The organism is Providencia sp. PROV129 (assembly GCF_028482245.1).
In the GTDB taxonomy this organism is placed as follows: Bacteria; Pseudomonadota; Gammaproteobacteria; order Enterobacterales; family Enterobacteriaceae; genus Providencia; species Providencia vermicola.
This window is the reverse complement of record NZ_JAMPQD010000006.1, coordinates 191,574-217,245: the sequence shown is the minus strand read 5'-3', so window position 1 is coordinate 217,245 and position 25,672 is coordinate 191,574. Positions and strand designations below refer to the sequence as shown.

Genomic DNA, 25,672 nt, shown 5'->3' with positions numbered 1-25,672 from the left:
ATTACATCTAAAATTTTTATGTTTATTTTTATCATTCAAAAAAAGATGTATTTATTTATTTTTATCATTATCGATAAGGTAATATTTTAAAATATCACTCACCATTGAATTTTTATTCAAATACATATAAAAGCGATATTCATTGCTTTTATTTGCAATTCTCAGCTCTTTTAGTGAATTATTATTCAGCTCATCCTGTATTAGATTTTTAGGTAACCATGAATATCCAACTGAATTTTCAGTTAATTTTACCGCTATTTCAACGTTAGCTACATTAATTGTCTGAATGCTTTTCTCAACTTCACCAAAAGCAGGAAGCAGAACGATATGTGTTGTTTTTTCTAATAAATTCAGTATATTAGACTCATTACATGATTGTAATTTATGGTCTGGGCTTGTCACTAAAATAGCATCAACTTGCTCTAAATAAATTGGGTTTAAAGACTCAATTTTATGATGAGTAATGAGCAAATCATAATTTTTCAGTGATAGCACATCGGCCCTGTCTAATGAAACTCTTTTAAAATCAATATCATAATCCTTTCTTAGACGTGTGAACTGTCCTATTTTTTCAAGTATTTCATCACTTTGATACAAAGAGTCCATTACAATATTAATTTTTCCATTACCATCATAATTCAATGATTTAGCCAACTCTTCTAATGAAATTGCTTTATTTGTAACCTCCCTAGATAATGCTAAAAGTTGTTCGCCCTGTTTAGTGAGTACCGCACGGCGTCTCTCTAAAGAAAATATCTCAAGTTCCAATGTTTGCTCTAATTTGCTAATCGTATAACTAATTGATGATTGTGTTCTATGCAAAATTTCAGCTGCTTGAGCAAAGCCACCATAGTCAACGACAGCTTGTAAAGTAATCCATTGATCTAATGTCGTTCGGGTTTTTTCCATAATCTCTCCAAGTATTAGCCTGAAGTTATTTTTTTAATTCCATTAAAATATAGCAATATATTTTAAATGCGTTAATAGGTATTTATACATAGAGGTTAATTAACAAACATATGTTTAGTTTTTTTTAAGTTAATTTTCTTAAAAATTAAAACATTAGTTTTTAAATGGTCAATTGTTTCTTATTTATTAACAATTAAAAAATCAAATGAAAATCAATAATATTTAATTAATTTAAAAATTAATAAATAAAAAAATAGACTTTTTATTTTTCATTTAAAATAACAAATAGAAATAAACTATTTAATTTTTATTTTAATATAATTTTTTTTTACTTTATCATTAAATTTCTCTTTATACGATTAAATTACCATCTATATTTAATCATAAAAATAACATAATTCTAATCATAATAGAATAAATTACCCCCTGTATTATCATTAATAGTTAGTCTTTTTATGATAATAAATTAACATTAAATGCTTCACATTTAAAAAAACTCATATAAAAAATGAAATATAGCACAATAGTCAACGGTAGAAACCATGATCTGTGCGTGCTAATTTAATAACGTTAGCCTAAACATCCATTTTTCATCACATTTATCTCTAATTTTGAGGGTTTAACAAAACCAGCATGTTTTTTTCCAGTCATGATGATAGATAAATATATTAGTCTTCCGCTTAACGCACTCCTTAACTGAAATTTATTTTACCTATAACCCGTATTATTGCCCTCAATCATCTGGCTTATTAAGTCGATTTTAAATGCGTGTTATAGATTAGACATAAAGGTTAGATTTCTGTTTTGTTCAAAAAATCAATGTATATGAAGAATTACATTAAATATAAATATGTAAAACATTAAACTATAACATAGATAAACTTTATCAAATCATCAAATAGATAAAGTTTACTTACTCTTTAAAAGCATTTAAAAAGGGAAATATGGTTTTTGACGTAGAAAATGAGGTTAATTTATGGAATGCAAATGACAATAAATAAAAATATTTCTTTAAATTTCAATAAATTGAGAATGAAATATTATATATGGATTATCTTCGTGAATTTTTTAATTTTAGAAGTAAGTCTAAAAATAAATATTTTAACCTAGGATTACCCTACCTTATGTTAAATTTTCATGTTAAAACTTATAAAATTATAAAAACACATTGGGCTTGAATATCATGATTCTTAGCGAAAAAAAACCACCACAGTAATGTGATGGTTTCAATTGTAACGTTTAAGTCGCACTACCGGTACAGATCCTTACGTTGATAGGGTTCTATCTCCCCTTTTTTGCGCGTTTTCAATAGTTTTAAAATCCATGTATATTGTTCAAGGCTAGGCAAGACGAGGTATTCAAGCTCTTCATTCATCCTACGTGCTATATACTCATCGTCTTTCCCATCAATGTCATCCATTGGCTCACGAATATAAATGTGTAATTGATGAGTTTTATGATCATATACTGGAAATAGCGGCACAATTTTCGCTTTGCATACTTTCATTAAACGACCAATTGCAGGAAGTGTCGCTTTGTATGTACCAAAGAAATCAACAAATTCACTGTGTTCCTCACCATGGTCTTGATCAGGAAGATAGAATCCCCAGTACCCTTGCCTCACGGATGCGATAAATGGCTTAATCCCCGCCTCTCGCGAATGGAGGCGGCCACCAAAATGATAGCGCGCTTTGTTCCAAAGATAATCTGCAACAGGATTCTTTTGATGGTGAAACATTGCGGCCATTTGCTGGCCTTTTGCCGCTAATAACATCGCAGGTGCATCGACTGCCCACCCATGTGGCACCATAAAAATCACATTACTTTGTTGTTCTTTTAACCGCTGAATGATTTCTTCATTATGCCAATGTGTACGTGCTAACGTTTTATTTGCCCCTCGTAGGCACAATTCCGCCAACATGACAAAAGACTGCGGTGCAGTTTCAAACATGCGATCAACTAAATCTTCTCTTTGCTCTTCCGTGTACTCAGGAAAGCAATAAAGTAAGTTGATCTTCGCACGACGACGAGCACTTTTGGCTATTCTGCCCACCCATTTGCCTATTTTAGCCAGCATCGGGTCACGAATTTTAACAGGTATATAAGCAAGCCCTGCAAATACAGCGGCTCCCAACCAAACACCCCAATATTTTGGCAATAAATAAGAACGATGAAATGTTGGCACATAGCCTTTTTTACTGTCTGTGTCTTTATCTTTATTCATACTGCACTCAAGTGAATAATGGCTATATTTTTATAGCTTAAAATAATGATTTATGGAAGCATTTCAAAAAAAACTGGCAGATACAAGTACCTGCCAGTTATGAAAGGAGAAGAATTTATTACAGCTTCAGTTGAGGTTTTGTTTCTTTAACTAACGCTAAGTATTCTTTGCGCTCTTTACCTGTTAACCCACCTGAACTTGGTAATTTGGCAGTTAAAGGATTAACCGCTTGCTGATTTACCCACATTTCAAAATGCAAGTGCGGCCCTGTCGAGCGCCCTGTATTACCTGACAATGCGATGCGGTCACCACGTTTAACTTTTTGACCAGGTTTAACAAGTAATTGACGTAAATGCATATAACGAGTGGTATATTGGCGACCATGACGAATAGCAATAAAGTTGCCCGCAGCACCACTGTATTTCGACACAATCACCTCACCGTCACCAACTGCTAAAACGGGTGTCCCTACTGGCATTGCAAAGTCTACACCCTTATGTGGTGCAACACGCCCTGTTACTGGATTGACACGACGAGGATTGAACTGGGAAGAAACCCTAAATTGTTTCGCTGTTGGAAAACGCAGGAAACCACGTTCTAAGCCATTCCCTTCGCTATCATAGTATTTGCCATCTTCAGCTCGGAACGCATAATAGCTTTTACCATTAGTTTGCAAACGTACACCAACAAGCTGGCTTTGTTCGCTGCGGCCATTGAGCATTTCACGGCTCATTAACACACTAAATTTATCGCCTTTTTTCAATTTACGAAAATCAATTTGCCATTGTAGCGCTTTAATGACTTCACGGCCTTCATTACGTGTTAAACCTGCTTTACTGGTACTTTGTGCAAAAGAACCATCAACAGTACCTTTTAAAATACTGTTCGTCCATTCGCCAGTACGAATTTGCTTAACCTCTTCGAATTTATTCGTCGTGCCTACTCGGTTAAATACCCGCGTTTCACGGCGATTCACTTCCCATGTTAGTGATTCTAATTCACCTTGCTCTGTCAAAGACCAATTTAGTGCCTGACCAATTTTTAGGTTTCTCAGTGACTTATGTTGATTCGAAAGTGTTGCAACATCCCCAGCTTCAATACCAAACTGAGTTAAAATTGTTGTTAAGTTATCACCGCTTGCAACAACATATTCATGGGCTAACGGCGTTGTCTCCCCCTCCGCACCATCTGCTTCTGCTTCGGTATCTGCAAGACCTTCGTCAGGTAATTGATCACTACTATCTTGAATAATATCGTCAGTGGCATCAGTGGAAGGTAATAACGCTAGAGGAATGATGGTATCAGGCATACCATCATTTTCAGAAGTCGTTGGAACATGAACTGGCCGCCAAATTGCGACGGCCATGGTAGCGACTGTAAGCGTACTTAATACGATTTTATGAGTTCTAGACAGGCTACCATATACCTGAGCCAGACCTTTGGCCATTTGCTGCACTTAAACAATTCCTTCTATTTTTAATTCAGGCAGCTGGCATATTGTTCCGACAAGTTTGTCAAAAACTGCATGTAGCTATCTGGTCCAAGTACCAGCCCAATTCCGAGTGGGTCGAGAGTTCCCATTTTGACTCCCGTATTACGCGCTACACTTTCAATTACTGCAGGCCTGAATTGTGGCTCAGCAAAAACGCATTGCGCTTTATGCTCAACCAATTGTGTTCGTATTTGATGTAATTTCTGCGCACCAGGCTGTATTTCTGGGTTTATCGTAAAATGCCCCAAAGGAGCGAGTTGATAGTGTTTTTCAAAGTAGCCATAAGCGTCGTGAAAAACAAAATAACCCTTGTTTCGAGCTGGCTGCAAAATACTAGCAATTTTTTTATCACTTTGCGCCATATTTTCTCTGAATTTACGAAGGTTTACGTCTAGCTTATCTTTTTGATCAGGATAAAGCTCTACTAAACGATCATGAATGTCCTGTGCAGCGAAATTTGCGATCTCTGGGGATAACCAGATGTGCATATTATACTCACCATGGTGATGATGTTCGTGATCCTTGTCATGATTAGCTTCATCCGAGTGTTCATGGTCATGTTCATCTTCATGAGACTCGGCCATAAGTCGTGATTTAATGTTTGTCTGTTCCGCTAGTGCCAGACGTTTATTCTGAGGTAACGTATTGATAGGCTTCTGTAAAAACATTTCGAGATCAGGTCCAACCCACACAAATAAGTCTGCTTGTTTAATTTTTTTCAAATCAGAAGGTTTTAATGCGTAATCATGCGGGGATGAACCGTCTGGCAGTAGAACTTGTGTCTCCGTCACGCCATCAGCAATACCTGAGGCAATAAAAGCCAATGGACGAATCGATGTTACCACATCCGCATTTGAGGTAGACACCAATGTTGCACTCAATACGGAGGTCGCCACAGCTCCGAAAAGAAATTTACGGGCAATGTGTTTCGATTTATGTATCATAGCAGTCTTTTTCCGTGATTTTAATTTTGAAATGTTATAATATAACACAACATGATTTCTGCAAGATGTTTTTCATATGCAACCATTACTGACTTTAAATAAAATTTCTGTTTCATTTGGTGACAAGCAAGTCCTTAAAGATGTGTCCTTTGAACTTAACAAAGGAGACATTGTGACGCTTTTAGGGCCAAATGGTGCAGGAAAATCAACCATAGTACGTGTTGTTCTTGGGTTACTTCCCCCGACTTCAGGCTCAATTGAACGTGCCTCATCACTTTCTATTGGCTATGTTCCTCAAAAATTGCATTTAGATACAACGCTCCCCCTAACAGTAAAGCGTTTTATGTTACTCAAGCTAGGTGTTCGCCAAGAACATTTATTACCTGCTCTTGAGCGTGTTAATGCGACTCATCTTCTAGAGCAACCGATGCAAAAGTTATCGGGTGGTGAAACTCAACGCGTTTTACTCGCACGTGCATTGCTCAACAAACCTGACTTGCTCGTACTGGATGAGCCTGCGCAAGGTGTTGATATTACAGGTCAAGTTGCTTTGTATGACTTAATTAATCAATTAAGAACAGAGCTTGGCTGTGCCGTACTCATGGTTTCTCACGACTTACACCTAGTGATGGCAAAAACAGATAAAGTACTCTGTATTAATGGCCATATCTGTTGTTCAGGTGCACCTGATGTGGTGTCCAATCACCCTGAATTTGTTGCTATGTTTGGGTATCGCGGTGCGCAACAATTAGGGGTATATCGCCATCAACATAATCACCAACATGATTTAGAAGGTAATATTATTCGTAGCCATCAACACAGCAAGGACTGCAAGCATGATTGAGTTATTATTACCTGGCTGGATAGCGGGCATGTTACTTGCGATTGCAGCGGGGCCATTAGGCTCTTTCGTTGTTTGGCGTCGCATGTCCTATTTTGGTGACACTTTAGCACATGCTTCTTTATTGGGTGTTGCCTTTGGGTTATTACTAAATATTAACCCTTTTTATGCTGTCGTTGCCGTTACCCTTTTACTTGCACTAATTTTAGTTTGGCTTGAAAAACGTCCACAACTTGCCGTTGATACATTACTCGGAATTATGGCTCACAGCTCGTTATCACTCGGTTTAGTGGTCGTAAGTTTAATGGCTAATGTACGTGTTGACCTAATGGCTTACTTATTTGGTGATCTTCTCTCTGTTAACTATGAAGATATTATCATGATCTTTATTGGTGTGATTGTCGTTTGCGGGTTACTTTTTTATCGCTGGCGAGCGCTTTTATCCATTACCGTTAGTCCTGAGCTTGCTTTTGTCGATGGCATCAATATTCAACGTTTACGTTTATTATTGATGTTAGTCACTGCATTAACAATCGGTATCGCCATGAAGTTTGTTGGTGCACTAATTATTACTTCACTTCTGATTATTCCAGCCGCTACCGCTCGTCGTTTTGCACGTACACCTGAGCAAATGGCATTTATTGCGGTGTTAATTGGTATGATATCGGTCACGGGTGGATTAACCTTTTCGGCATTTTATGATACCCCTGCTGGCCCATCAGTTGTTTTGGTTTCTGCCGTTTTATTTGTGCTTAGCTTAACAGTTAAAGCAAAAAACTAATTGATAACTTAAAAGTTTATCCACGCCGTTGTTTATTTTGAACAACGGCGTTTTTATTTATATAAACTTAATTAATATAAATGGCTTTTCCTTTACCGATTATCCATACTCACAAAGAGTAATTTAAATCACAGGATGGTAACATGAAGCAGTCCCTCACCTTTTTGGTTGCTCTAGGGTTATTTTCAGCATCGGCAAGCGCAATAGAATACTCATGCCAGTTAGAAAATAACAAATTAGTTAGCGTTGTTATAGAAAAAGGCAAACCCCCTGTCTATCGTTATGGAACCTTAGGTAAAACTGAGATTACTCTGCCCACCAATACAAAAGGTAAAGAGAATATTTTTGTCGGAGAAGGGATGTTTATCGGTGGTGCAAGCTCAGTCTACATTCGTTTTCAGAATGGTAATTATAATTATGTACTTTATGATGGGGAGGGTAAAGGTTGGTATTATCAAGGTGTTGTTGTCTACAAAGGTGACAAAATTATCAGTAAAAAAGCATGTAAATCATCATCGAACCTGAACTTGTACAGTATTCTAGATTATGGTTTACCGAAAGACACGGATGATATTGATATCGATTTTACAACCGACCCAAATTCCCGATAAATGCTCAACGCTACCCAGCACGTAAAGTTTCCCCCACCTTAATTCGCTGGTGGGGTATTGGTTACACCTCTTTTGGCGTTAAACCAAAATGGTTATACGCATGCGCTGTCGCCATTCGTCCTCGAGGAGTACGTTGGATAAAACCTTGTTGAATTAAATAAGGCTCTAAAACATCTTCGATTGTTTCACGTTCTTCCCCAATTGCTGCTGCTAAGTTATCCACACCAACAGGACCACCCATAAATTTATCGATAATCGCCACGAGTAGCTTACGGTCTAAGTAATCAAAGCCTGCTGCATCGACATTTAACATATCCAAAGCTTGGTTTGCGATTAGCTCATCAATAGAGCCATCACCTTTAACTTGTGCGAAATCACGTACACGACGTAACAAGCGATTTGTAATACGTGGCGTGCCGCGAGAGCGCATGGCAACTTGCATGGCACCTTCTTCGGTGATATCAAGCCCCATATATTGGGCGCTACGTTTGACAATATACTGTAAGTCCGCAACCTGATAGAATTCAAGGCGTTGTACGATACCAAACCGATCACGTAACGGGGAAGTTAGTGACCCAGCCCGCGTTGTTGCACCAATTAACGTAAATGGCGGTAGGTCAATTTTAATGGAACGCGCCGCAGGCCCTTCACCAATCATGATATCCAATTGGTAGTCTTCCATTGCAGGATAAAGAATTTCTTCAACAACAGGTGAGAGGCGGTGAATTTCATCAATAAAGAGCACATCATGTGGCTCTAAGTTGGTTAGCATCGCAGCTAAATCACCTGCTTTTTCCAATACAGGCCCTGAGGTTGTCCGTAAATTTACGCCTAATTCGTTAGCAACAATCCCTGCGAGGGTTGTTTTACCCAGCCCTGGGGGGCCAAAAATCAACAGATGGTCGAGAGCATCACCCCGCATTTTGGCTGCTTGGATAAAAATCTCCATTTGATCTTTAACCTGTGGCTGACCAATATACTCGCTGAGTAATTTTGGTCTAATCGCACGATCAATGGCTTCTTCATCCGACTGTAAAACTTCAGCAGTAATTAAGCGATCTGCTTCAATCATCTCAATGGCCTCTTAATCAGAGTGCTGCACGTAAGGCATCACGGATTAATGTTTCAGAATCACTGCCTGGCTTCGCGACTTTGCTTATCATGCGACTCGCTTCTTGTGGCTTATAGCCCAATGCAATTAATGCCGCCGCTGCTTCTGCTTCGATATCAGCAGTACTTGGTACCTTACTATTCACATTAGGTAAGTTGATCTCACTGGTTTGATTGAATAAATCACCATTCAACCCTTTGAAACGGTCTTTCATTTCAACAACTAAACGTTCGGCTGTTTTTTTACCAATCCCTGGTAACTTAACCAATGATGCAATCGCTTCTTGTTCAATTGCAGAAACAAATTGTTGTGCTGACATACCAGACAAAATTGCCAATGCAAGCTTAGGCCCAACACCGTTAACTTTGATTAATTCTTTGAACAGTGCTCTTTCTTGCTTATCGTTAAAACCATATAGTAATTGGGCGTCTTCACGAACAACAAAATGTGTAAAAACAATCGCTTCTTGCCCGATATCAGGTAATTCATAGAAACACGTCATTGGCATATGAACTTCATAACCTACCCCTTGAAGTTCTAATAAAACTATTGGTGGTTGCTTTTCTAATACGATACCACGTAAACGACCAATCACATTGAATTCCTCTATTATGGCCTAAAACGAAATCTGTTTAGCCAAAGTTATTAATAGTGCTGTTTATACCACAAAAAGGGCTGGATGCATATCCAGTTGCAAGCTATTTGTTTTCATACCGTCAGCTTTCAGACAAACTTCTACCTTAACCGCCCACGCGTTAATACTAAACGAGGATCACCCACTTTTAATAAGTTCTGATTAAAATGGCAATGTGTAATCGCAATCGCCAACGCATCCGCAGCATCGGATTGTGGGTTAGCGGACAGCTTGAGTATTGATTTAACCATATGTTGTACTTGGCTTTTTTCAGCGGCCCCTGTCCCAACAACCGTTTGTTTAACTTGGCGAGCCGCATATTCAAACACTGGAATACTCAAATTTGCCGCTGCAACTATCGCGACGCCACGTGCTTGGCCTAATTTGAGCGCTGAATCTGGGTTTTTTGCCATAAAGACTTGTTCGATTGAAAGAACGTCGGGCTGGTATTGTGTGATAATTTCCGAGACCCCCGCATAAATACGTTGCAGACGACTTGGTAAATCATCAACCTGAGTGCGAATACAACCACTGCCTAGATACAGTAATTGCCGACCTTGTTGGCGAATAACGCCGTAGCCAGTGACACGAGAACCAGGGTCAATTCCTAATATAATTGCCATAAAGAATCGATTTGTACCTCTTATTATTAAATGCTATTTATTCATCATTCTACTTAGTAGCATAATACTATCTATTTCAATTAAATAGCTATTTGATTCTTAATGTTATCCATGGAATATAAAAAGTATAGTAGAAGAAAAAGAAAGAAGAACAAAGGCGTTAGAGAAAACAGGCTGGGTCAGCCCGCTTTCTCTACGCGGAGGGACTAGATTACAGATGTAAAATAGTACGTCACTGATTACAGTGTCGCTGCGACTTCGTCAGAAATATCACCATTATGGTAAACTTCTTGAACGTCGTCAGAATCCTCTAACATGTCGATAAGGCGCATCAATTTTGGTGCCGTTTCAGCATCAAGTTCTGCTGTGATCGATGGGATCATTGAAACTTCAGCCGCTTCGCTCGTAAAGCCTGCTGCATCTAATGCATCTTTAACCGTACCAAATGTTTCAAAGGTAGTGTAAACATCGATTGCACCGTCGTCATAGGTCTCAACGTCATCCGCACCCGCTTCAAGCGCCGCTTCCATCAATGCATCTTCATCCACACCTGGTGCATAAGTAATAACACCACGTTTGGTAAATAAATAAGAGACTGAACCATCTGTTCCCAAGTTACCACCTGTTTTAGTAAACGCGTGGCGCACTTCAGATACGGTACGGTTACGGTTGTCACTTAAGCACTCAACCATAACAGCAGTACCGCCAGGACCATAACCTTCATAAATGATGGTTTCCATATTATCACTTTCATCATTACCCACACCGCGTGCAATTGCACGGTTTAAGGTGTCACGAGTCATGTTATTTGATAATGCTTTATCTACTGCGGCACGTAAACGTGGGTTAGTGCCAGTATCACCACCACCTAAACGTGCAGCAGTGACAAGTTCACGAATAATTTTTGTGAAAATCTTACCGCGCTTAGAATCTTGGGCTGCTTTACGGTGTTTGGTATTGGCCCATTTACTATGACCTGCCATGAAATATCTCCAAAAACGTCAATACAATAATTAATTAGCAAATTCTAAAATAGCCTGACTGTTACTCCATGATTTAGTAAGTTTTGCCGCTTCATTTGGGCTTAACCAACGAAACTCTGTATGTTCAGTCAGTAATGGCATGTGTTCTTCATCTAGCACCATTTTAAACCAGTGCTCTTTGCAATGTGTTACATTCGGTGCATAACGATGCCTGAAATGCGGAAAAATTTCAAAGATGATGCTATGGGACAAGTCTTGCAAGCCGTTTTGTTTAACGTCAAAACCAGTCTCTTCTTTGATTTCACGACACGCAGTTTCATACGGTTTTTCGTTAGGTTCCAGACTTCCAGTCACGGACTGCCAGAAGTCTGGATCATCTTTACGCCGTAGCATTAGCACCCGACCGCTTGTTTCAGCCACGATGATGACTAATACCGATTCAGGGCGCTTAAATGCGGTCATTCGCCGTCTTACTCTTCGTCTTTCGCCACAACAGCAATCGCCAACTCTGTCAACGAGTCTGGGTTTGCATAGCTTGGTGCATTCGTCATTAAACAAGCCGCAGCGGTTGTTTTCGGGAAAGCGATAACATCACGGATGTTATCCGTTCCAGTCAATAACATCACTAAACGGTCAAGGCCAAAAGCTAAACCTGCGTGTGGTGGTGTGCCGTATTTCAGTGCGTCTAATAAGAAACCAAATTTTTCACGTTGATCTTCTTCATTAATACCTAAAATGCTAAACACGGTTTGCTGCATTTCATTACGGTGAATACGCACTGAACCGCCACCCACTTCATAACCGTTAATCACCATATCATAAGCATTGGCAACAGCATCTTCTGGTTTACTTGCTAGCTCTTCTGGTGAGAAATCTTTCGGCGATGTGAATGGATGGTGCATCGCGGTTAAACCACCTTCCCCATCTTCTTCAAACATTGGAAAATCGATGACCCACAGTGGCTGCCAGCTATTTAGATCTGTCAGTTCAAAATCACGCCCCACTTTCAAACGCAGTGCACCCATTGAATCTGTGACCACATTTTTCGCACCTGCACCAAACAGAATGATATCGCCATCCGCTGCACCAGTACGGTCTAACAGTTGGTTAATCACCTGTTCATTGAGGAATTTTGCGACTGGGCTTTGAATACCTTCTATTCCTTTAGCACGTTCGTTGACTTTCATCCAAGCCAACCCTTTCGCACCATATATACCCACGAATTGGCCATATTCGTCAATTTGTTTACGGGTCATTGCTGCGCCGCCAGGCACTTTCAATGCCGCAACACGGCCTTTCGGATCATTCGCAGGACCAGAGAATACGGCAAACTCAACATCTTTAACGATATCAGCAACATCCACCAGTTCCATTGGGTTACGAAGGTCTGGTTTATCTGAACCATAACGACGCATTGCTTCTGCAAACGTCATGATTGGGAAATCGCCTAAATCAACATTTTTCACGTCTAACCAGAGATTGCGGATCATGCGTTCCATGATTTCGCGTACTTGCTCTGCAGTCATAAATGAGGTTTCAACATCGATTTGGGTAAATTCAGGTTGACGGTCTGCTCGTAAATCTTCATCACGAAAGCATTTTACGATTTGATAATAGCGGTCAAAGCCAGACATCATCAGTAACTGTTTAAACAGTTGTGGAGACTGTGGCAGCGCGTAAAATTTACCTTTATGAACACGGCTTGGAACTAAATAGTCACGAGCGCCTTCAGGCGTTGCTTTAGTTAACATTGGCGTTTCAACATCAACGAAGCCTTCTGTATCCATGAAATTACGGACAAAACTGGTGATTTTCGCACGAGTTCGTAAGCGCTCAGACATTTCAGGACGGCGTAAATCTAGGTAGCGGTATTTTAAGCGACGCTCTTCTGTATTTGTTTGGTTGCTATCGAGTGGCAACGGTTCTGATTTATTGAATACATAAAGCTCTTGCGCAAAAATTTCAATTTCCCCAGTCGCCATATCTTTATTTTTCTGGCTATCTGGACGCGCGCGTACTGTCCCTGTGATTTGGATACAGAACTCATTACGCAGCTCTGACGCTTTTTCAAATATGTCTTTACGATCTGGATCGAAGAAAACTTGAACGATGCCTTCACGGTCACGCATATCGATAAAAATCAAACCACCTAAGTCGCGACGGCGGTTTACCCATCCACAAAGAGTGACCTGTTGGCCTTCGTGAGCAATGCTTAACTGCCCACAATAATTAGTACGCATACAATATCCTTTTACTCAGCTGTTGTGCTTTTGCTTGCTGCGGGATTTTGGCATTTTGCTGAACCCTATTTGCGAAACACGGGCTGAAAATTCAGAATGTCAAAAAGGCAGACATTATACAGGAAATTCTGTTAGACAAATAGTTGCGAATACCGCTTATCGCCTAAACCATTTTGTTTTTAATCATATTTTCATCATTTTTATGGTTGTTCATCAACTTCATTGTGATTACCACCCTTAGCTAGACAGGGTTAAATGAGGAATATGGTTAAGTTGATTTTAAGGGACTAAAGACGCCATGTATATATTATGGCAAAGGTTTATTTCTAATATCACTTATTGCTGCACAAAAAGTACACGAAGCTTACAGAGTAAGACCTTCATCCCTTTTTATAACTTAATAGCTTAGGCATTCTGGGAATTAGGTCGATTTAGGAATTGTTACCTTTTTCAGTTTGCTATAATCCAATTAACTCAGTAATCAACCTAATTAATCATCTGCTGCTTAAGGATCACACATGAAAAAACTGTTAATTGCTTCATCTATGCTGATGCTACTTGTTGGATGCCAAACTGTGAAAACTGCAGATATTGATAACAATAAAACATTTTACATCGATTCCACACTCGCTGACTGCGTGGGTGTTGCTCCAATGAAGTGTATGAAAGTCAAAGAAAACCCAAATGATGACTGGCAGTTATTCTATAGTTCTATTCAAGGTTTTGAATATCAACCAGGCTTCTCTTACGTCTTACAAGTTAAACAATTTGATGTACCAAACCCACCAGCTGATGCGCCAAGCATCCGCTATGAACTTGTAAAAATCGTTGAAAAGAAATAAATTTTAATCCTTGATAGTCATTAAGTGGGCTTACTTCCTGCTTAATGGCTTTATTTTATCTCAACCAAATTGAGCAAACTAACCATCGGAAATAACAAGAGTAGCAAAATTATGAGTGATAAAATTATTGATAAACTTGGGTTAATTGCTTTGTCTGAAAATAAAGTTGCCATGGTACGCTCACACAATAAAAGCTTATTTTACATCCCAGGCGGAAAGCGCGAGCAAGGTGAAAGTGATGAGCAAGCTTTATGTCGTGAAATTGAAGAAGAATTGACGTTAAACTTAGTACCTGGCTCTATTGGCTTTTATGGTGAGTTTATAGGACTTGCTGATGGTAAAGACGGTGGCACACAAGTGCGTATTCGCTGCTATTTTGCAGATTATCAAGGAATACCGCAACCTGCCGCTGAAATTGCTGAGTTAGCATGGTTTACCAGTGAAGATTTACCTCGATGTTCAACGACAGCCGCCGCGGTTCTATCCCAATTAAAACAAGATGGCTTAGTCAAGTAACGCTACGTGATTACCCAAAAAAGTTGTTAATTCATTTGTCGAACGGCATTTTAGGATTTACAATTTAGAAAATATCGTTAATACCCATTACTATAACTTATATTTTTAGGTGTTTTCATAATTTGATTCGTTTTATGGTGGAGTAAAAAATGGTCAGCTCTTTGTACGCTGTACTGGGTGCCTTACTGCTGCTTAGATTATCTTTAAATGTTGTGAAGCTACGTAACCAGTACCGTATAGCCTATGGGGATGGTGGTTTTTATGAACTGCAAACCGCAATTCGTGTTCATGGCAATGCCATTGAATACATACCTATCTCCCTTATTTTATTACTTTTAATGGAGATGAACGGTGCTCAAGTTTGGATGATCCACATTTGTGGTTTAATTTTAATTGCAGGTCGGTTACTCCATTCTTATGGCTTAAAAAACCATGATTACTCTTATCGCCGCTCAGGTATGGTTGCAACTTATCTTTCGATGGCATTAATGGTTATCGCCAATACTTATTATCTGCCATGGCTACAAATCGTTTCATTTAATCTTTAGTGCTCTTCTACGGCACGACTTAATGTGCCGCCTCATTATTTCATTCTCAATGGATTGATTTTCACTGTGCTACCTTTCTGATACAATCCCCCACTACTTTTGTTTGATTATTAATACAGAACTTATGTCAAGTCAGGATCCAAACCACAAAGACAGTCTTTTTTCCGCACCGATTGCTAACCTTGGTGATTGGCAATTTGATGAAAAAGTCGCCGAAGTATTCCCCGATATGATCCAGCGCTCTGTGCCTGGCTATTCCAATATTATTACCATGATTGGTATGCTTGCGGGCCGTTTTGTGAAGCCAAACAGCCGCGTATATGATTTAGGCTGCTCATTAGGTGCGGCAACGCTTTCTATTCGACGCAATATTACAGTTGAGAACAGTAAAATTATTGCTATCGATAACTCCCCAGCGATGGTAGAACGATGCCGCCGCCATATTGATGCATACCGCGCAAAGACCCCCGTTGAGGTGATTGAAGGTGATATTCGTGATGTGAATATTGAAAATGCATCAATGGTTGTACTCAATTTTACTTTGCAATTCCTCAAGCCTGATGACCGACTTTTATTACTCGAAAAAATTTATCGCGGGTTACAACCAGGTGGCATTTTGGTTCTCTCCGAAAAATTTAATTTTGAAGACAACGAAATCGGTGAGTTACTGTTCAATATGCATCATGATTTCAAACGGGCAAATGGCTATAGCGAATTAGAAATTAGCCAAAAGCGCAGCATGTTAGAAAACGTGATGTTGACTGACTCCGTTGAAACACACAAAGCTCGCCTAAAACACGTTGGGTTTAGCCACTGCGAAGTTTGGTTCCAATGTTTTAATTTTGGCTCACTGTTAGCGCTTAAAGAGGCTTAAAGATGATTGATTTCGGTCGTTTTTACCAACAAATTGCCGTTGGCCCATTAAGTCACTGGTTAGAAACATTACCTGCGCAGTTAACGGAGTGGAAAAAACAAGGTTTACACGGTGGTTTTTCCTCATGGGAAAAAATGCTTGATAATTTGCCTGTTATGCATCCAACCCAATTAGACTTAATTAACAGTGTGACGGCAACTCGCGATCCAGCGCTGACCTCTGGGGAAACACGCCGTTTAAATAATATCCTTGAGCAATTAATGCCATGGCGTAAAGGCCCTTTCTCCCTTTATGGTGTCAATATTGATACCGAATGGCGTTCAGATTGGAAATGGGATCGTGTTTTACCGCATATTTCATCATTAAAAGATAGGTATGTGTTAGATGTAGGTTGTGGCAGCGGTTATCATATGTGGCGGATGTTAGGGCAAGAAGCCAAATTTGTTGTCGGCATTGACCCCACAGAACTTTTCTTATGCCAATTTGAAGCGGTAAGAAAATTATTGGGTGATAACCAACAAGTGCATTTATTACCTCTCGGTATTGAGCAACTTCCTGAGCTAAAAGCCTTTGATACTGTGTTCTCCATGGGGGTTTTATATCATCGCCGCTCTCCACTTGACCACTTATGGCAATTAAAAAACCAATTAGTTAGTGAAGGCGAATTAGTGCTCGAAAGTTTAGTGGTTGAAGGTGATGAATTTCAATGCCTCATCCCAGGTGATCGCTATGCACAAATGCGTAACGTCTATTTTATCCCTTCCGCTAAAATGCTTAAGGTGTGGTTAGAAAAATGCGGTTTCGTCGATGTGCGTATTGTTGACCAAGCCGTAACTTCATTAGAGGAACAGCGCCGCACACCGTGGATGAAAACAGATTCTCTCGCAGAATTTTTGGATCCGAATGACCAAACTAAGACGGTTGAGGGCTATCCAGCTCCACTGCGGGCAATTCTAGTTGCACGAAAGCCTTAAACGAGTAATGTGCCTATCGGTATAACCCCATAGGCACATTTCATCAGCCCATTATTACATCGCTATTTGCCATAAGTTATAAAATGCAACTCGTCCAGATAACTCGGCGAGTATCACCGCTAACACGCAAATACTGAGCACAATAGCAGAGTTTCTGCCGCGATAGAGCAGCGCAGGAAAAACAAATAGCATGATTGCTATCACCACTAATTGAAACGCCCAAAAACCAGCTTGTTCAGCACTTATTACAGGCCCTGTTTCACCTAGGAATGAGATATATGCCGCTCTTGTGGCAAAAATGATAATCGCACCAAGCAGAAATGCCATTGAACCAAGCCGTTGCGCCCCCATTAAAATCGCCAGTGCCCCACCGCCAACAAACAGTGTCATCCACATTTGCAGTGTTGTGAAAACCGTAAACCAGTTGGCAACAGTTTCAATATTATAGACTTGCGGTATTGACCATACGAATGCCAATCCGAAAATGATCGCGCCCACATTACAGACTTCTCGTAACATGGCATTTTTGACAAACAACGTAAAAAAGACAATCCCTGCACCAAATGCGACAAAAATACCGCTCAGTAAGGCTTCATTACTCATTGGCGAGCGCCCTACACCTAACAACATATTGAAAAAACGCAATGGTTGCCCCACATGCAAACTGCCGATAACTAAAGCTATAAGCATCAATACAAAAGCCAGAATGTTCGATTGGCGTAATTGTTCGCTACTCGACCAACCGATTCGTTTGCTTAGATAAGCAAACAGATAAAGCCCAGCGGCAGACTGACCAAAAACAGTAAAAAAAACAAGAGGAAGTTCGTGCATGTTAGACCTCCGCAGGGTTCTGTAATATCCCGCTTTTATCACCCGATGGTTTAGCATCTTTATGCGGTTTAATCACGATATTGGGATTTGTTAAACTTGGGTCTGGCATTGGGGCAATCCCACTAATTTGTCCATGGCGCTCACGTAACACGTTAATATCATCAAAATCTAACGCACGCTGAGGGCATGATTCGACGCACACAGGTTTCATGCCTTTTTCTACTCGCTCATAACAGCCATCACATTTGCTCATCAGCTTTTTCTTTTCATCATATTGCGGAGCGCCATAAGGGCAACGTAACTCACAATACCGACAACCGACACAAATAGTTTGATCAACAACCACGAGGCCATCTTGCTCTCGTTTATGCATCGCTCCTGTTGGGCAACCCTCGACACATGTTGGGTTTGAACAGTGATTACAAGAAATTGACAAGTAATAGCTGTACACATTTTGCTGCCAAATACCGTCTTGTTGCTGCCAACTTCCCCCTCCGAATTCATAAACACGGCGGAACTTAGGGCCAAGGTCTAAATCCTTTTCATCTTTACAACTGACCTGACAGGTTTTACACCCCGTGCATTTGGTCGAATCAAAATAAAAACCATACTGTTTCATTTGTCGCTCCTTATGCACGTTTCACATCAACGAGGTTAGTATGTTGAGGATTACCTTTTACGAGTGCAGACGGCTGCTGAGTCGTTAGCGTATTAATACAACCACCAATATCAACGCCTTCGCTATCAAGTTCACGCCATGCCCCTTGAGGAACCGCAATCACGCCTGGTAATACCCGCGCCGTTACTTTCGCCTTAATTTTTATGCGCCCTCTATCATTGAAAATCTCAGTGAGATTGCCATCTTGGATACCTCGAGCGGATGCATCGATTGGGTTTATCCAATATTGATGTGGTACAGCCTCACGCAATACCGCGACATTAAAGTAGGATGAATGCGCATGGCCTTTATCATGAAAGCCCGTCATTTGTAGTGGGTATTTTTCCCTTGCCTTTGTATTTTCAACCCCTTCTGTATTCACACAATATTCAGGCACTGCGGGAATACGTTGGTCATCAGGGTAGTCCCATTCTTGGGCTATTTTTGCTAAGCGTGCTGAGTAAATTTCAATTTTACCTGATGGCGTTGGCAGCGGGTTTTCGGTTGGTGAATCCCGATAAGACTTCAGTGCAATATAGTCTGCACTATTTGCGAGTTTTCTATCAACAATCCCCATGTCATTGGTTTCTTCGAAAGTGGGTAACTGTGGATTTTTTTCACGCATTTGGTTGTAACAATGTTCTATCCATTGCTCATGAGTTCGCCCCTCAGTAAATTGGTCTTTAATCCCCAATTTGTCAGCAATATCAGTTAAAACATCGTAAGATTGTCGGCATTCCCACAGCGGTGTGATCGCATTTTGCAGGCGTATCGCATAGTGATAAGCTCCACTTGCATAGGAATTATTGATTAAGTCATTCGACTCAACGCTGCTCACATCAGGTAGAATTAAATCTGCGTAGTTTGTGGATGGCGTCATGTGGATATCCCACACAAGAATAAATTCACAGAGTGATTCATCCGCCAAAATCTTATGGGTTTTATTTAAATCTGAGTGTTGATTTCCCGTCACATTACTAGCGTAATGCCAAAGAAATTTTACGTTGGTTTCAAGCTTGTCCTTTCCTAATAGCGTGGCATTTTCCGCTGTCATTTCAGTACCGCGGACAATGGCATCAGTCCACATAAAACACGGGATTTTAGTTTTTACAGGGTTAGGTATCGCAAATCCAGGAACGGGATAAGCTACGTTACCGCCCCATCCCCCTGCATTGGTGCCTGCTCGACCAATATTGCCCGTCACGATAGGCAACATCATCACCGCCCGTGCAGCTTGTTCCCCTGATGCGGTTCTTTGTAAGCCCCAACCTTGCGAAATCCACGCGGCCTTGGCATTGCCCAATTCACGAGCCAATTGAATGATCCGCGTTGGTGATACCCCCGTTATTTTGCTCGCCCATTCTGGTGTTTTTTCGACACCATCTTCACCGAACCCTAAAATGTAATCTTTATAGGAGGCATTTTTAGGGGCCGAGTCTGGTAATGTTTGGCTATCCCACCCAACACAATATTGTGCGAGAAAAGCTTCGTCTGTTAATTCTTCTTTAATTAAAGTATGAATGATAGCAGCAACGAGCGCACCATCCGTTCCAGGATAAATAGGTATCCACTCTGCGCCTAATGTTGTCACACTATCCGTACGACGCGGGTCGATAATAATCACTTTTGCTTTGCTTTTTTCTAATGCTTGCAAGGTTTCATAGAATTGCCCACCACCTGACATGCGCGTTTCTGCAATGTTGTGCCCAAACATAACAACGAGATCGCTGTTGGCAATTTCAGATAAAAGGGAATCATCCAACTTACCATATACATAAGGGATCACGCCGTTTATCTGTGCTGTTGAATATGTTCCGTGTTGATCAAGAAAACCACCAAGCTGATTTAATAAACGTTTACAGGCATTACGCCCTTGTAAATTAGCCCCTGTCGAACCCGAGCCATATTGGTAATAAATCGCTTCATTGCCGTACTTATTAATTGTCTCTTTTAATTTTTCAGCAACAATGGTTGTCGCTTCATCCCAACTAATACGTTTAAATTTGCCTTCTCCCCGTTTACCAACACGGATCATTGGGTATTTTATTCTGTCTGGGTTATAGGTTTTCCAACGAACAGAACGCCCTCTTAAGCAAGGGCGTATCTGGTGTAAACCAAATTGACTGTCATCGTACATCGTTTCATTAGAAATACGTGTAATAACATCATCTTTGACATGAACTTTTAGTGGACAGCGGCTTCCGCAGTTCACTAAACAGGCGCTATATTTGATTTTTTCATTAATTTCATCTGGCTGGGTTTTAGCCATTGAAGCGGCTTGAGCCGTAAAGGGTAACGAGATAGAACCTGCAACGGCAGTTGCTGTTGCGGCTGAGGCAGAGACTTGAATAAATCGTCTCCTGCTTAACGCTTTCTTTCCTAAGTGATTAATCATTACATTGCTACCTTCTAATTATTATTAAATAAACTAAAAAATATATTTTTATAATAATTAGATAGTAGGCATGTATTTTGTAAGGTTAATTGATATGCATCAACCAAGATGAGTTTGTGAATATGTTGGCTACTTAAACCCAATAATCCATGGTTTTTGTTAAATTCTAACGCATAATCAACTAGTAAAAGTCAGAACTTCAAAAAAGAATATTTATAGAAATTATAGATTTACTACTCTAATGTTTACTTGACTGCTTTTGCTATTCCCTATAGCACCAAGACAAAATAAGAAGAAACCCATAATAGGTTTCTCCTTTAAATTTTGAGCACCGTTAAATTAGTACTTTTTCCGTAATAGAAATAAAGTCCTTCATCGCTTCTACAGTAGGCCCATCAACGCAATAATGTGTGAACTCATCCGTTTCACTATTAGATGCCATCGTCACGCCCACTTTACGGTAATTCATGGTTGATGGTACCGTTTTACCTGCAGAACTGTGTACTTCAGTTAAACCAATTTCCATAAACTTACTTAAATTAGCTAAACGAACCCCCGCACCTGCCATAATTTTAGGACCATTGATTTCTTGGCTTTTTTCGTGCAATTCTTTCAATAATGGCAATCCCAATTCTGCACTCTGCTGCTGGCCCGAAGTTAAAATTCGCGCTACACCTAATTCATTTAATTGCTCTAAGGCAAGCAGTGGATTGATGCACATATCAAACGCGCGATGGAAAGTTATATTCATCCCATTGGCGATTTCCATCAACCCATGCATACGGTTAATATCAATGCGCCCTTCACTATCAAGAATGCCAATGACTGCTCCTGGAAACCCCATTTCCTTTATCATGATTAAATCTTCACGAATAACGTCAAATTCGCTAACGTTATAGCAAAAATCACCACCACGAGGACGAATAATGGGATGAACTGGAATGTGAAGTTTTTCTCTTGCTAATTTCAGATAGCCATAGCTTGGTGTTAGACCGCCATCTGCGGCACCAGAGCATAATTCGATACGGTCAGCACCGTATTCTTGCGCTACTTGAGCACATTCAATTCCGAAACAGCAAATTTCCAGTTTCGCCATGATTACCTCCAAATGTGGTAATAAAGCCCATGCTTTAAATTCCCCTAATACAAATAGATAGGGGTAGAATAATAATTGTTAATACCGTTTTGAATAATGCCATTTATTAAAAAATGTTATCGGATGGATATCACACCCCGAAAAAAACACTGGCACTATTGATCAATAACGTTAATTGCATCACTTATTTTTCACTTTCAATTATCTTTTTTAGCGTAAATGGGTGGTATTTGACGGTTATCTTACCATTTGACACTGCCAATGTTGGATTGGGCAAACGTTCTTGCTGCCCTTTAGGCTGACTTACTTTCACATTAAATCCGATTGGAAGAGGGTTCGGCAGTAATGCTCGTGCCGTTTTTTCCAATTCTGCGGGAGGCACATTAATCACCATTTCAATATGTTCCCAACTTTCTTGTGGGTATTTTTTATCTTTTGGAAACGGTAGCTCAACGATAAATACACTCTGCCCAGCAATTTGTAGTGGTTGGCTAAGTTCATATAAACGAATTGGCCTGCCATTGATGATATTATCGGAAATAATCTGCCCGCATTGCAATAAACCTTCATGCCAGCGCTGTGCTGTTTCAAGGTAGTGGCAGCGTACTGAAATATGATCGATAACGTAAGCCGTTAATGACACATCAAGTTGTTTCGCCATTAATTGCAACTGGTTGGCAAATTTAGGTAAGTCTTCCCATAAATCGTTTAATTGTGGAACTTCACGAAATGGCAGCACAACAAAAACCTCTTTTTATCTACTTATCATCTAAACAATGGCGCTGACTGTAGCATGAGTCCCCCAAAATATGGTATAAAACCTGCCGATTTTTCTCTTCCACCTTTTAGTTCTCCACATGTGATGGCACAATGTGGTAACTATGTTCGTAATTTAAGGTAATTCAGTGAATATTCAGGCGATTCTTTCAGACAAAATTAGTACTGCAATGCTTGCAGCGGGCGCTCCAGCAGACAGTGATGCACTCGTGCGTCAATCCGCTAAAGCCCAATTTGGTGATTATCAAGCCAACGGCGTCATGGGCGCGGCTAAAAAACTGGGGATGCCACCACGACAACTCGCTGAACAGATCCTCAATCATTTAGATTTAGATGGTATTGCCAGCAAAGTGGAAATTGCTGGACCAGGCTTTATTAATATCTTCCTTGAACCTTCTTGGGTTGAAAAACACGTTGAAGAAGCATTAGCCTCCCAACGTTTAGGCCTTGCCCCTGTAAAAGCCGAAACCATCGTTATCGACTATTCTGCACCTAACGTGGCAAAACAAATGCACGTTGGTCACTTGCGCTCAACCATTATTGGTGACGCTGCTGCACGTACGCAAGAATTTATCGGTCACCGCGTGATCCGCGCTAATCATGTTGGCGACTGGGGAACTCAGTTCGGTATGCTCATTGCTTATCTTGAAAAAGTGCAAAACGAAAGTGCCAATGACATGGCGCTCGCTGATCTGGAAGAGTTTTATCGCGAAGCTAAAAAACACTATGACGAAGATGAAGAATTTGCGGTACGTGCTCGTGGTTATGTCGTAAAACTGCAATCAGGTGATGAATACTGCCGTGAAATGTGGCGTAAGCTTGTTGATATCACTATGCAGCAGAATCAAGAAACCTACAAACGCCTAAATGTCACTTTAACTGAAGACGATGTAATGGGTGAAAGCTTATATAACAGCATGTTACCAGGCATTGTCGCTGATTTAAAAGCCAAAGGTTTAGCCGTTGAAAGTGAAGGCGCTACCGTCGTTTTCCTTGATGAATTTAAAAATAAAGAAGGCGAACCAATGGGCGTGATCGTCCAGAAAAAAGACGGCGGTTTCTTATACACCACCACTGACATCGCTTGCGCCAAATACCGTTACGAAACGCTCCATGCCGATCGCTCATTATATTACATCGATTCACGTCAGCACCAACATTTGATGCAAGCTTGGACTATCGTCCGTAAAGCGGGTTATATCCCTGAGACAATGGCACTTGAACACCACATGTTTGGAATGATGCTGGGTAAAGACGGGAAGCCATTTAAAACCCGTACAGGTGGTACTGTACGTTTATCTGACTTATTAGATGAAGCCGTTGAACGTGCACAAGCGCTGATCCGCGAGAAAAACCCAGACATGCCTGAAGACGAGCTACTGAATGTGGCGAATGTCGTTGGTATTGGCGCAGTAAAATATGCAGACCTATCGAAAAACAGAACAACGGACTACATTTTCGATTGGGATAACATGTTAGCGTTTGAAGGAAACACCGCACCGTATATGCAATATGCGTATACCCGTGTTGCTTCTATCTTCAAAAAAGCCAACTTAACTCAAGCAGATCTGACTTTACCAATTTCACTGCAAGACCCACGTGAAATCGCACTGGCGACACGTTTATTGCAGTTTGAAGAAACCATTCTCACTGTTGCGCGTGATGGAACGCCACATGTGATGTGTGCTTACCTGTATGAACTTGCAGGCCTATTCTCTTCTTTCTACGAACACTGCCCAATTTTATCGACCGAAGATGACGCTGTACGCCAAAGCCGTTTAAAACTGGCGGCGTTAACGCAAAAAACCTTAAAAACAGGTTTAGATACATTAGGTATTGAAACAGTCGAAAGAATGTAATCACGTTCGCGTTATTTAATTAACAGCTCGCCTCGGTGGGCTGTTTTTCTTTTCGTCGCGTAAGTAACTTTTGCGTCAAAGTCTGTATTTCTTCAACGTTTTCATTCGCACAATTTTGTAAGACTAGATTCCACTTACACAATGTTTTTGCTTTTTCACAAAGTTCAGGGTCATGCCCTAAACGATTATTATCCTTTAACCACCTAGCCACACTAGCCCAATCCCACAAAGGTGAGTTGCCACTTAAACGTTGTACTGGGGCTGGAAAATTGCCTTTTCCTCTTGACCCATCTTTTAATAATGCAACCGCTTGGCGTGTTAACCCTGCTAACTCTGCAATATCACTTAAACCAACCAGCGTGCTATCAACTGATGCCACTTGCATTGAGATTTCTGCGCTCTCAATATCAGCAATTGCCGTTTCAATAGCCGCATCCAGTGAACTCGCCTCTCTATCAAACTCTAAATAAACGGAATTACCATAGTAGCACACCAAGGCATCATCACAGCCTGCCGTAAATAAAGCATCTTCTAAGCCCGTGGTATCTACCGTTACCCCAGAAAGTGTTAACGTGAATGCGTATTGCGCCATCAAAGCTCCTTAATCTCTTTTTTATCATCTAATAAGCGGCCTAAGCCGCTATAATTATTTCGAAAGTGCAATACAGTGATCCACTTTCCGGATGATCTGCTTGGCATGGTTTTCCATCACTCTTGGTGTTGACCAAACACTCATCATATGTGTTTTGTGCTCATCAACAGCGTTACCACAACGTAATTTACAAAATGTATGTGATGAACTCCCTGCACTCACCCAAAACCAGCCATTAGCAATCGCATATTCAATGGCTGCTTGAATATGCTTGTTCGGATGTTTTTTCATCGCCCTCCGATAAATACACTATAACC

At 40.4% G+C, this 25,672-nt stretch carries 26 protein-coding genes; 9 read left to right on the top strand and 17 right to left on the bottom strand.

Annotated features, from left to right (window positions below):
* Positions 1–51: 51 nt before the first annotated feature.
* The 4 genes from PSF27_RS03865 to znuA all read right to left on the bottom strand — a co-directional run bounded on the left by PSF27_RS03865 (position 52) and on the right by znuA (position 5,569).
* On the bottom strand, positions 52–909 hold the full coding sequence (locus tag PSF27_RS03865) for a LysR family transcriptional regulator (RefSeq protein WP_272680889.1): 858 nt from the start codon (positions 907–909) through the stop codon (positions 52–54).
* 1,249 nt (positions 910–2,158) lie between these two features.
* Positions 2,159–3,133 (bottom strand): lauroyl-Kdo(2)-lipid IV(A) myristoyltransferase, encoded by a 975-nt coding sequence (gene lpxM, locus PSF27_RS03860; RefSeq protein WP_206084176.1) that lies wholly within the window; start codon positions 3,131–3,133, stop codon positions 2,159–2,161.
* A gap of 118 nt (positions 3,134–3,251) precedes the next feature.
* Positions 3,252–4,589 (bottom strand): murein DD-endopeptidase MepM, encoded by a 1,338-nt coding sequence (gene mepM / locus PSF27_RS03855; protein ID WP_241016837.1) that lies wholly within the window; start codon positions 4,587–4,589, stop codon positions 3,252–3,254.
* Between the two features lie 20 nt (positions 4,590–4,609).
* Entirely contained in the window at positions 4,610–5,569 is a 960-nt protein-coding gene (znuA, locus tag PSF27_RS03850; RefSeq protein ID WP_206084175.1) for a zinc ABC transporter substrate-binding protein ZnuA, read from the bottom strand.
* A gap of 76 nt (positions 5,570–5,645) precedes the next feature.
* Between znuA and znuC the strand changes: the two genes are divergently transcribed.
* The 3 genes from znuC (at position 5,646) to PSF27_RS03835 (ending at position 7,802) form a co-directional block, all read left to right on the top strand.
* Positions 5,646–6,413: a zinc ABC transporter ATP-binding protein ZnuC gene (znuC, locus tag PSF27_RS03845; RefSeq protein ID WP_272680888.1), complete on the top strand. Its 768-nt coding sequence runs from the start codon at positions 5,646–5,648 to the stop codon at positions 6,411–6,413.
* Entirely contained in the window at positions 6,406–7,191 is a 786-nt protein-coding gene (gene znuB, locus PSF27_RS03840) for a zinc ABC transporter permease subunit ZnuB (RefSeq protein ID WP_206084173.1), read from the top strand. Before znuC ends, znuB begins: the two co-directional genes overlap by 8 nt.
* Before the next feature lie 143 nt (positions 7,192–7,334).
* Positions 7,335–7,802, top strand: coding sequence for a hypothetical protein (locus PSF27_RS03835; protein WP_206084172.1), 468 nt, complete (start codon positions 7,335–7,337; stop codon positions 7,800–7,802).
* Between the two features lie 61 nt (positions 7,803–7,863).
* Here the strand turns inward: PSF27_RS03835 and ruvB are convergent, their stop codons facing one another.
* From ruvB to aspS, 6 genes are all read right to left on the bottom strand, one after another.
* Positions 7,864–8,874: a Holliday junction branch migration DNA helicase RuvB gene (gene ruvB, locus PSF27_RS03830; protein WP_206084171.1), complete on the bottom strand. Its 1,011-nt coding sequence runs from the start codon at positions 8,872–8,874 to the stop codon at positions 7,864–7,866.
* 16 nt (positions 8,875–8,890) lie between these two features.
* Complete coding sequence (ruvA, locus tag PSF27_RS03825; RefSeq protein WP_206084170.1) at positions 8,891–9,508, bottom strand: Holliday junction branch migration protein RuvA; 618 nt, start codon at positions 9,506–9,508, stop codon at positions 8,891–8,893.
* A 140-nt stretch (positions 9,509–9,648) separates the two neighbouring features.
* Positions 9,649–10,170 carry a crossover junction endodeoxyribonuclease RuvC gene (gene ruvC / locus PSF27_RS03820; protein ID WP_206084169.1) on the bottom strand — a complete coding sequence of 174 codons (522 nt, stop codon included), beginning with the start codon at positions 10,168–10,170 and terminating at the stop codon, positions 9,649–9,651.
* 239 nt (positions 10,171–10,409) lie between these two features.
* The gene (locus PSF27_RS03815) at positions 10,410–11,153 is read right to left on the bottom strand and encodes a YebC/PmpR family DNA-binding transcriptional regulator (protein ID WP_206084168.1); all 744 of its coding nucleotides are present in this window, start codon (positions 11,151–11,153) and stop codon (positions 10,410–10,412) included.
* 30 nt (positions 11,154–11,183) lie between these two features.
* Positions 11,184–11,615 (bottom strand): dihydroneopterin triphosphate diphosphatase, encoded by a 432-nt coding sequence (nudB, locus tag PSF27_RS03810; protein WP_206084167.1) that lies wholly within the window; start codon positions 11,613–11,615, stop codon positions 11,184–11,186.
* Positions 11,616–11,623: 8 nt separating this feature from the next.
* Positions 11,624–13,393: an aspartate--tRNA ligase gene (gene aspS / locus PSF27_RS03805; protein WP_272680887.1), complete on the bottom strand. Its 1,770-nt coding sequence runs from the start codon at positions 13,391–13,393 to the stop codon at positions 11,624–11,626.
* 518 nt (positions 13,394–13,911) lie between these two features.
* Between aspS and PSF27_RS03800 the strand changes: the two genes are divergently transcribed.
* From PSF27_RS03800 to cmoB, 5 genes are all read left to right on the top strand, one after another.
* Positions 13,912–14,235 (top strand): DUF4377 domain-containing protein, encoded by a 324-nt coding sequence (locus PSF27_RS03800; RefSeq protein WP_206084165.1) that lies wholly within the window; start codon positions 13,912–13,914, stop codon positions 14,233–14,235.
* 111 nt (positions 14,236–14,346) lie between these two features.
* The gene (locus tag PSF27_RS03795; RefSeq protein WP_206084164.1) at positions 14,347–14,751 is read left to right on the top strand and encodes an NUDIX hydrolase; all 405 of its coding nucleotides are present in this window, start codon (positions 14,347–14,349) and stop codon (positions 14,749–14,751) included.
* Between the two features lie 149 nt (positions 14,752–14,900).
* The gene (locus PSF27_RS03790; RefSeq protein WP_206084163.1) at positions 14,901–15,299 is read left to right on the top strand and encodes an MAPEG family protein; all 399 of its coding nucleotides are present in this window, start codon (positions 14,901–14,903) and stop codon (positions 15,297–15,299) included.
* A 124-nt stretch (positions 15,300–15,423) separates the two neighbouring features.
* Positions 15,424–16,173, top strand: coding sequence for a carboxy-S-adenosyl-L-methionine synthase CmoA (cmoA, locus tag PSF27_RS03785; RefSeq protein WP_225818333.1), 750 nt, complete (start codon positions 15,424–15,426; stop codon positions 16,171–16,173).
* A gap of 2 nt (positions 16,174–16,175) precedes the next feature.
* Positions 16,176–17,147 (top strand): tRNA 5-methoxyuridine(34)/uridine 5-oxyacetic acid(34) synthase CmoB, encoded by a 972-nt coding sequence (gene cmoB, locus PSF27_RS03780; protein WP_225818332.1) that lies wholly within the window; start codon positions 16,176–16,178, stop codon positions 17,145–17,147.
* Positions 17,148–17,201: 54 nt separating this feature from the next.
* Here cmoB and PSF27_RS03775 read toward each other — a convergent pair whose 3' ends face one another.
* The 5 genes from PSF27_RS03775 to PSF27_RS03755 form a co-directional block, all read right to left on the bottom strand.
* On the bottom strand, positions 17,202–17,978 hold the full coding sequence (locus tag PSF27_RS03775) for a dimethyl sulfoxide reductase anchor subunit family protein (protein WP_206084160.1): 777 nt from the start codon (positions 17,976–17,978) through the stop codon (positions 17,202–17,204).
* Between the two features lies 1 nt (position 17,979).
* Positions 17,980–18,597 carry a DMSO/selenate family reductase complex B subunit gene (locus tag PSF27_RS03770; protein ID WP_206084159.1) on the bottom strand — a complete coding sequence of 206 codons (618 nt, stop codon included), beginning with the start codon at positions 18,595–18,597 and terminating at the stop codon, positions 17,980–17,982.
* Positions 18,598–18,607: 10 nt separating this feature from the next.
* Entirely contained in the window at positions 18,608–21,031 is a 2,424-nt protein-coding gene (locus tag PSF27_RS03765) for a DMSO/selenate family reductase complex A subunit (RefSeq protein ID WP_206084158.1), read from the bottom strand.
* Positions 21,032–21,365: 334 nt separating this feature from the next.
* Positions 21,366–22,127 (bottom strand): copper homeostasis protein CutC, encoded by a 762-nt coding sequence (gene cutC / locus PSF27_RS03760; RefSeq protein WP_272538485.1) that lies wholly within the window; start codon positions 22,125–22,127, stop codon positions 21,366–21,368.
* A 184-nt stretch (positions 22,128–22,311) separates the two neighbouring features.
* The gene (locus tag PSF27_RS03755; RefSeq protein ID WP_206084156.1) at positions 22,312–22,866 is read right to left on the bottom strand and encodes a VOC family protein; all 555 of its coding nucleotides are present in this window, start codon (positions 22,864–22,866) and stop codon (positions 22,312–22,314) included.
* Between the two features lie 166 nt (positions 22,867–23,032).
* On the opposite strand from PSF27_RS03755, the gene argS reads away from it, so the two are divergent.
* On the top strand, positions 23,033–24,763 hold the full coding sequence (gene argS / locus PSF27_RS03750; protein WP_206084155.1) for an arginine--tRNA ligase: 1,731 nt from the start codon (positions 23,033–23,035) through the stop codon (positions 24,761–24,763).
* Positions 24,764–24,782: 19 nt separating this feature from the next.
* Here the strand turns inward: argS and PSF27_RS03745 are convergent, their stop codons facing one another.
* Positions 24,783–25,355 carry a helix-turn-helix transcriptional regulator gene (locus PSF27_RS03745; protein WP_206084154.1) on the bottom strand — a complete coding sequence of 191 codons (573 nt, stop codon included), beginning with the start codon at positions 25,353–25,355 and terminating at the stop codon, positions 24,783–24,785.
* 54 nt (positions 25,356–25,409) lie between these two features.
* Positions 25,410–25,646: a hypothetical protein gene (locus PSF27_RS03740; protein ID WP_206084153.1), complete on the bottom strand. Its 237-nt coding sequence runs from the start codon at positions 25,644–25,646 to the stop codon at positions 25,410–25,412.
* Positions 25,647–25,672 lie beyond the last annotated feature (26 nt).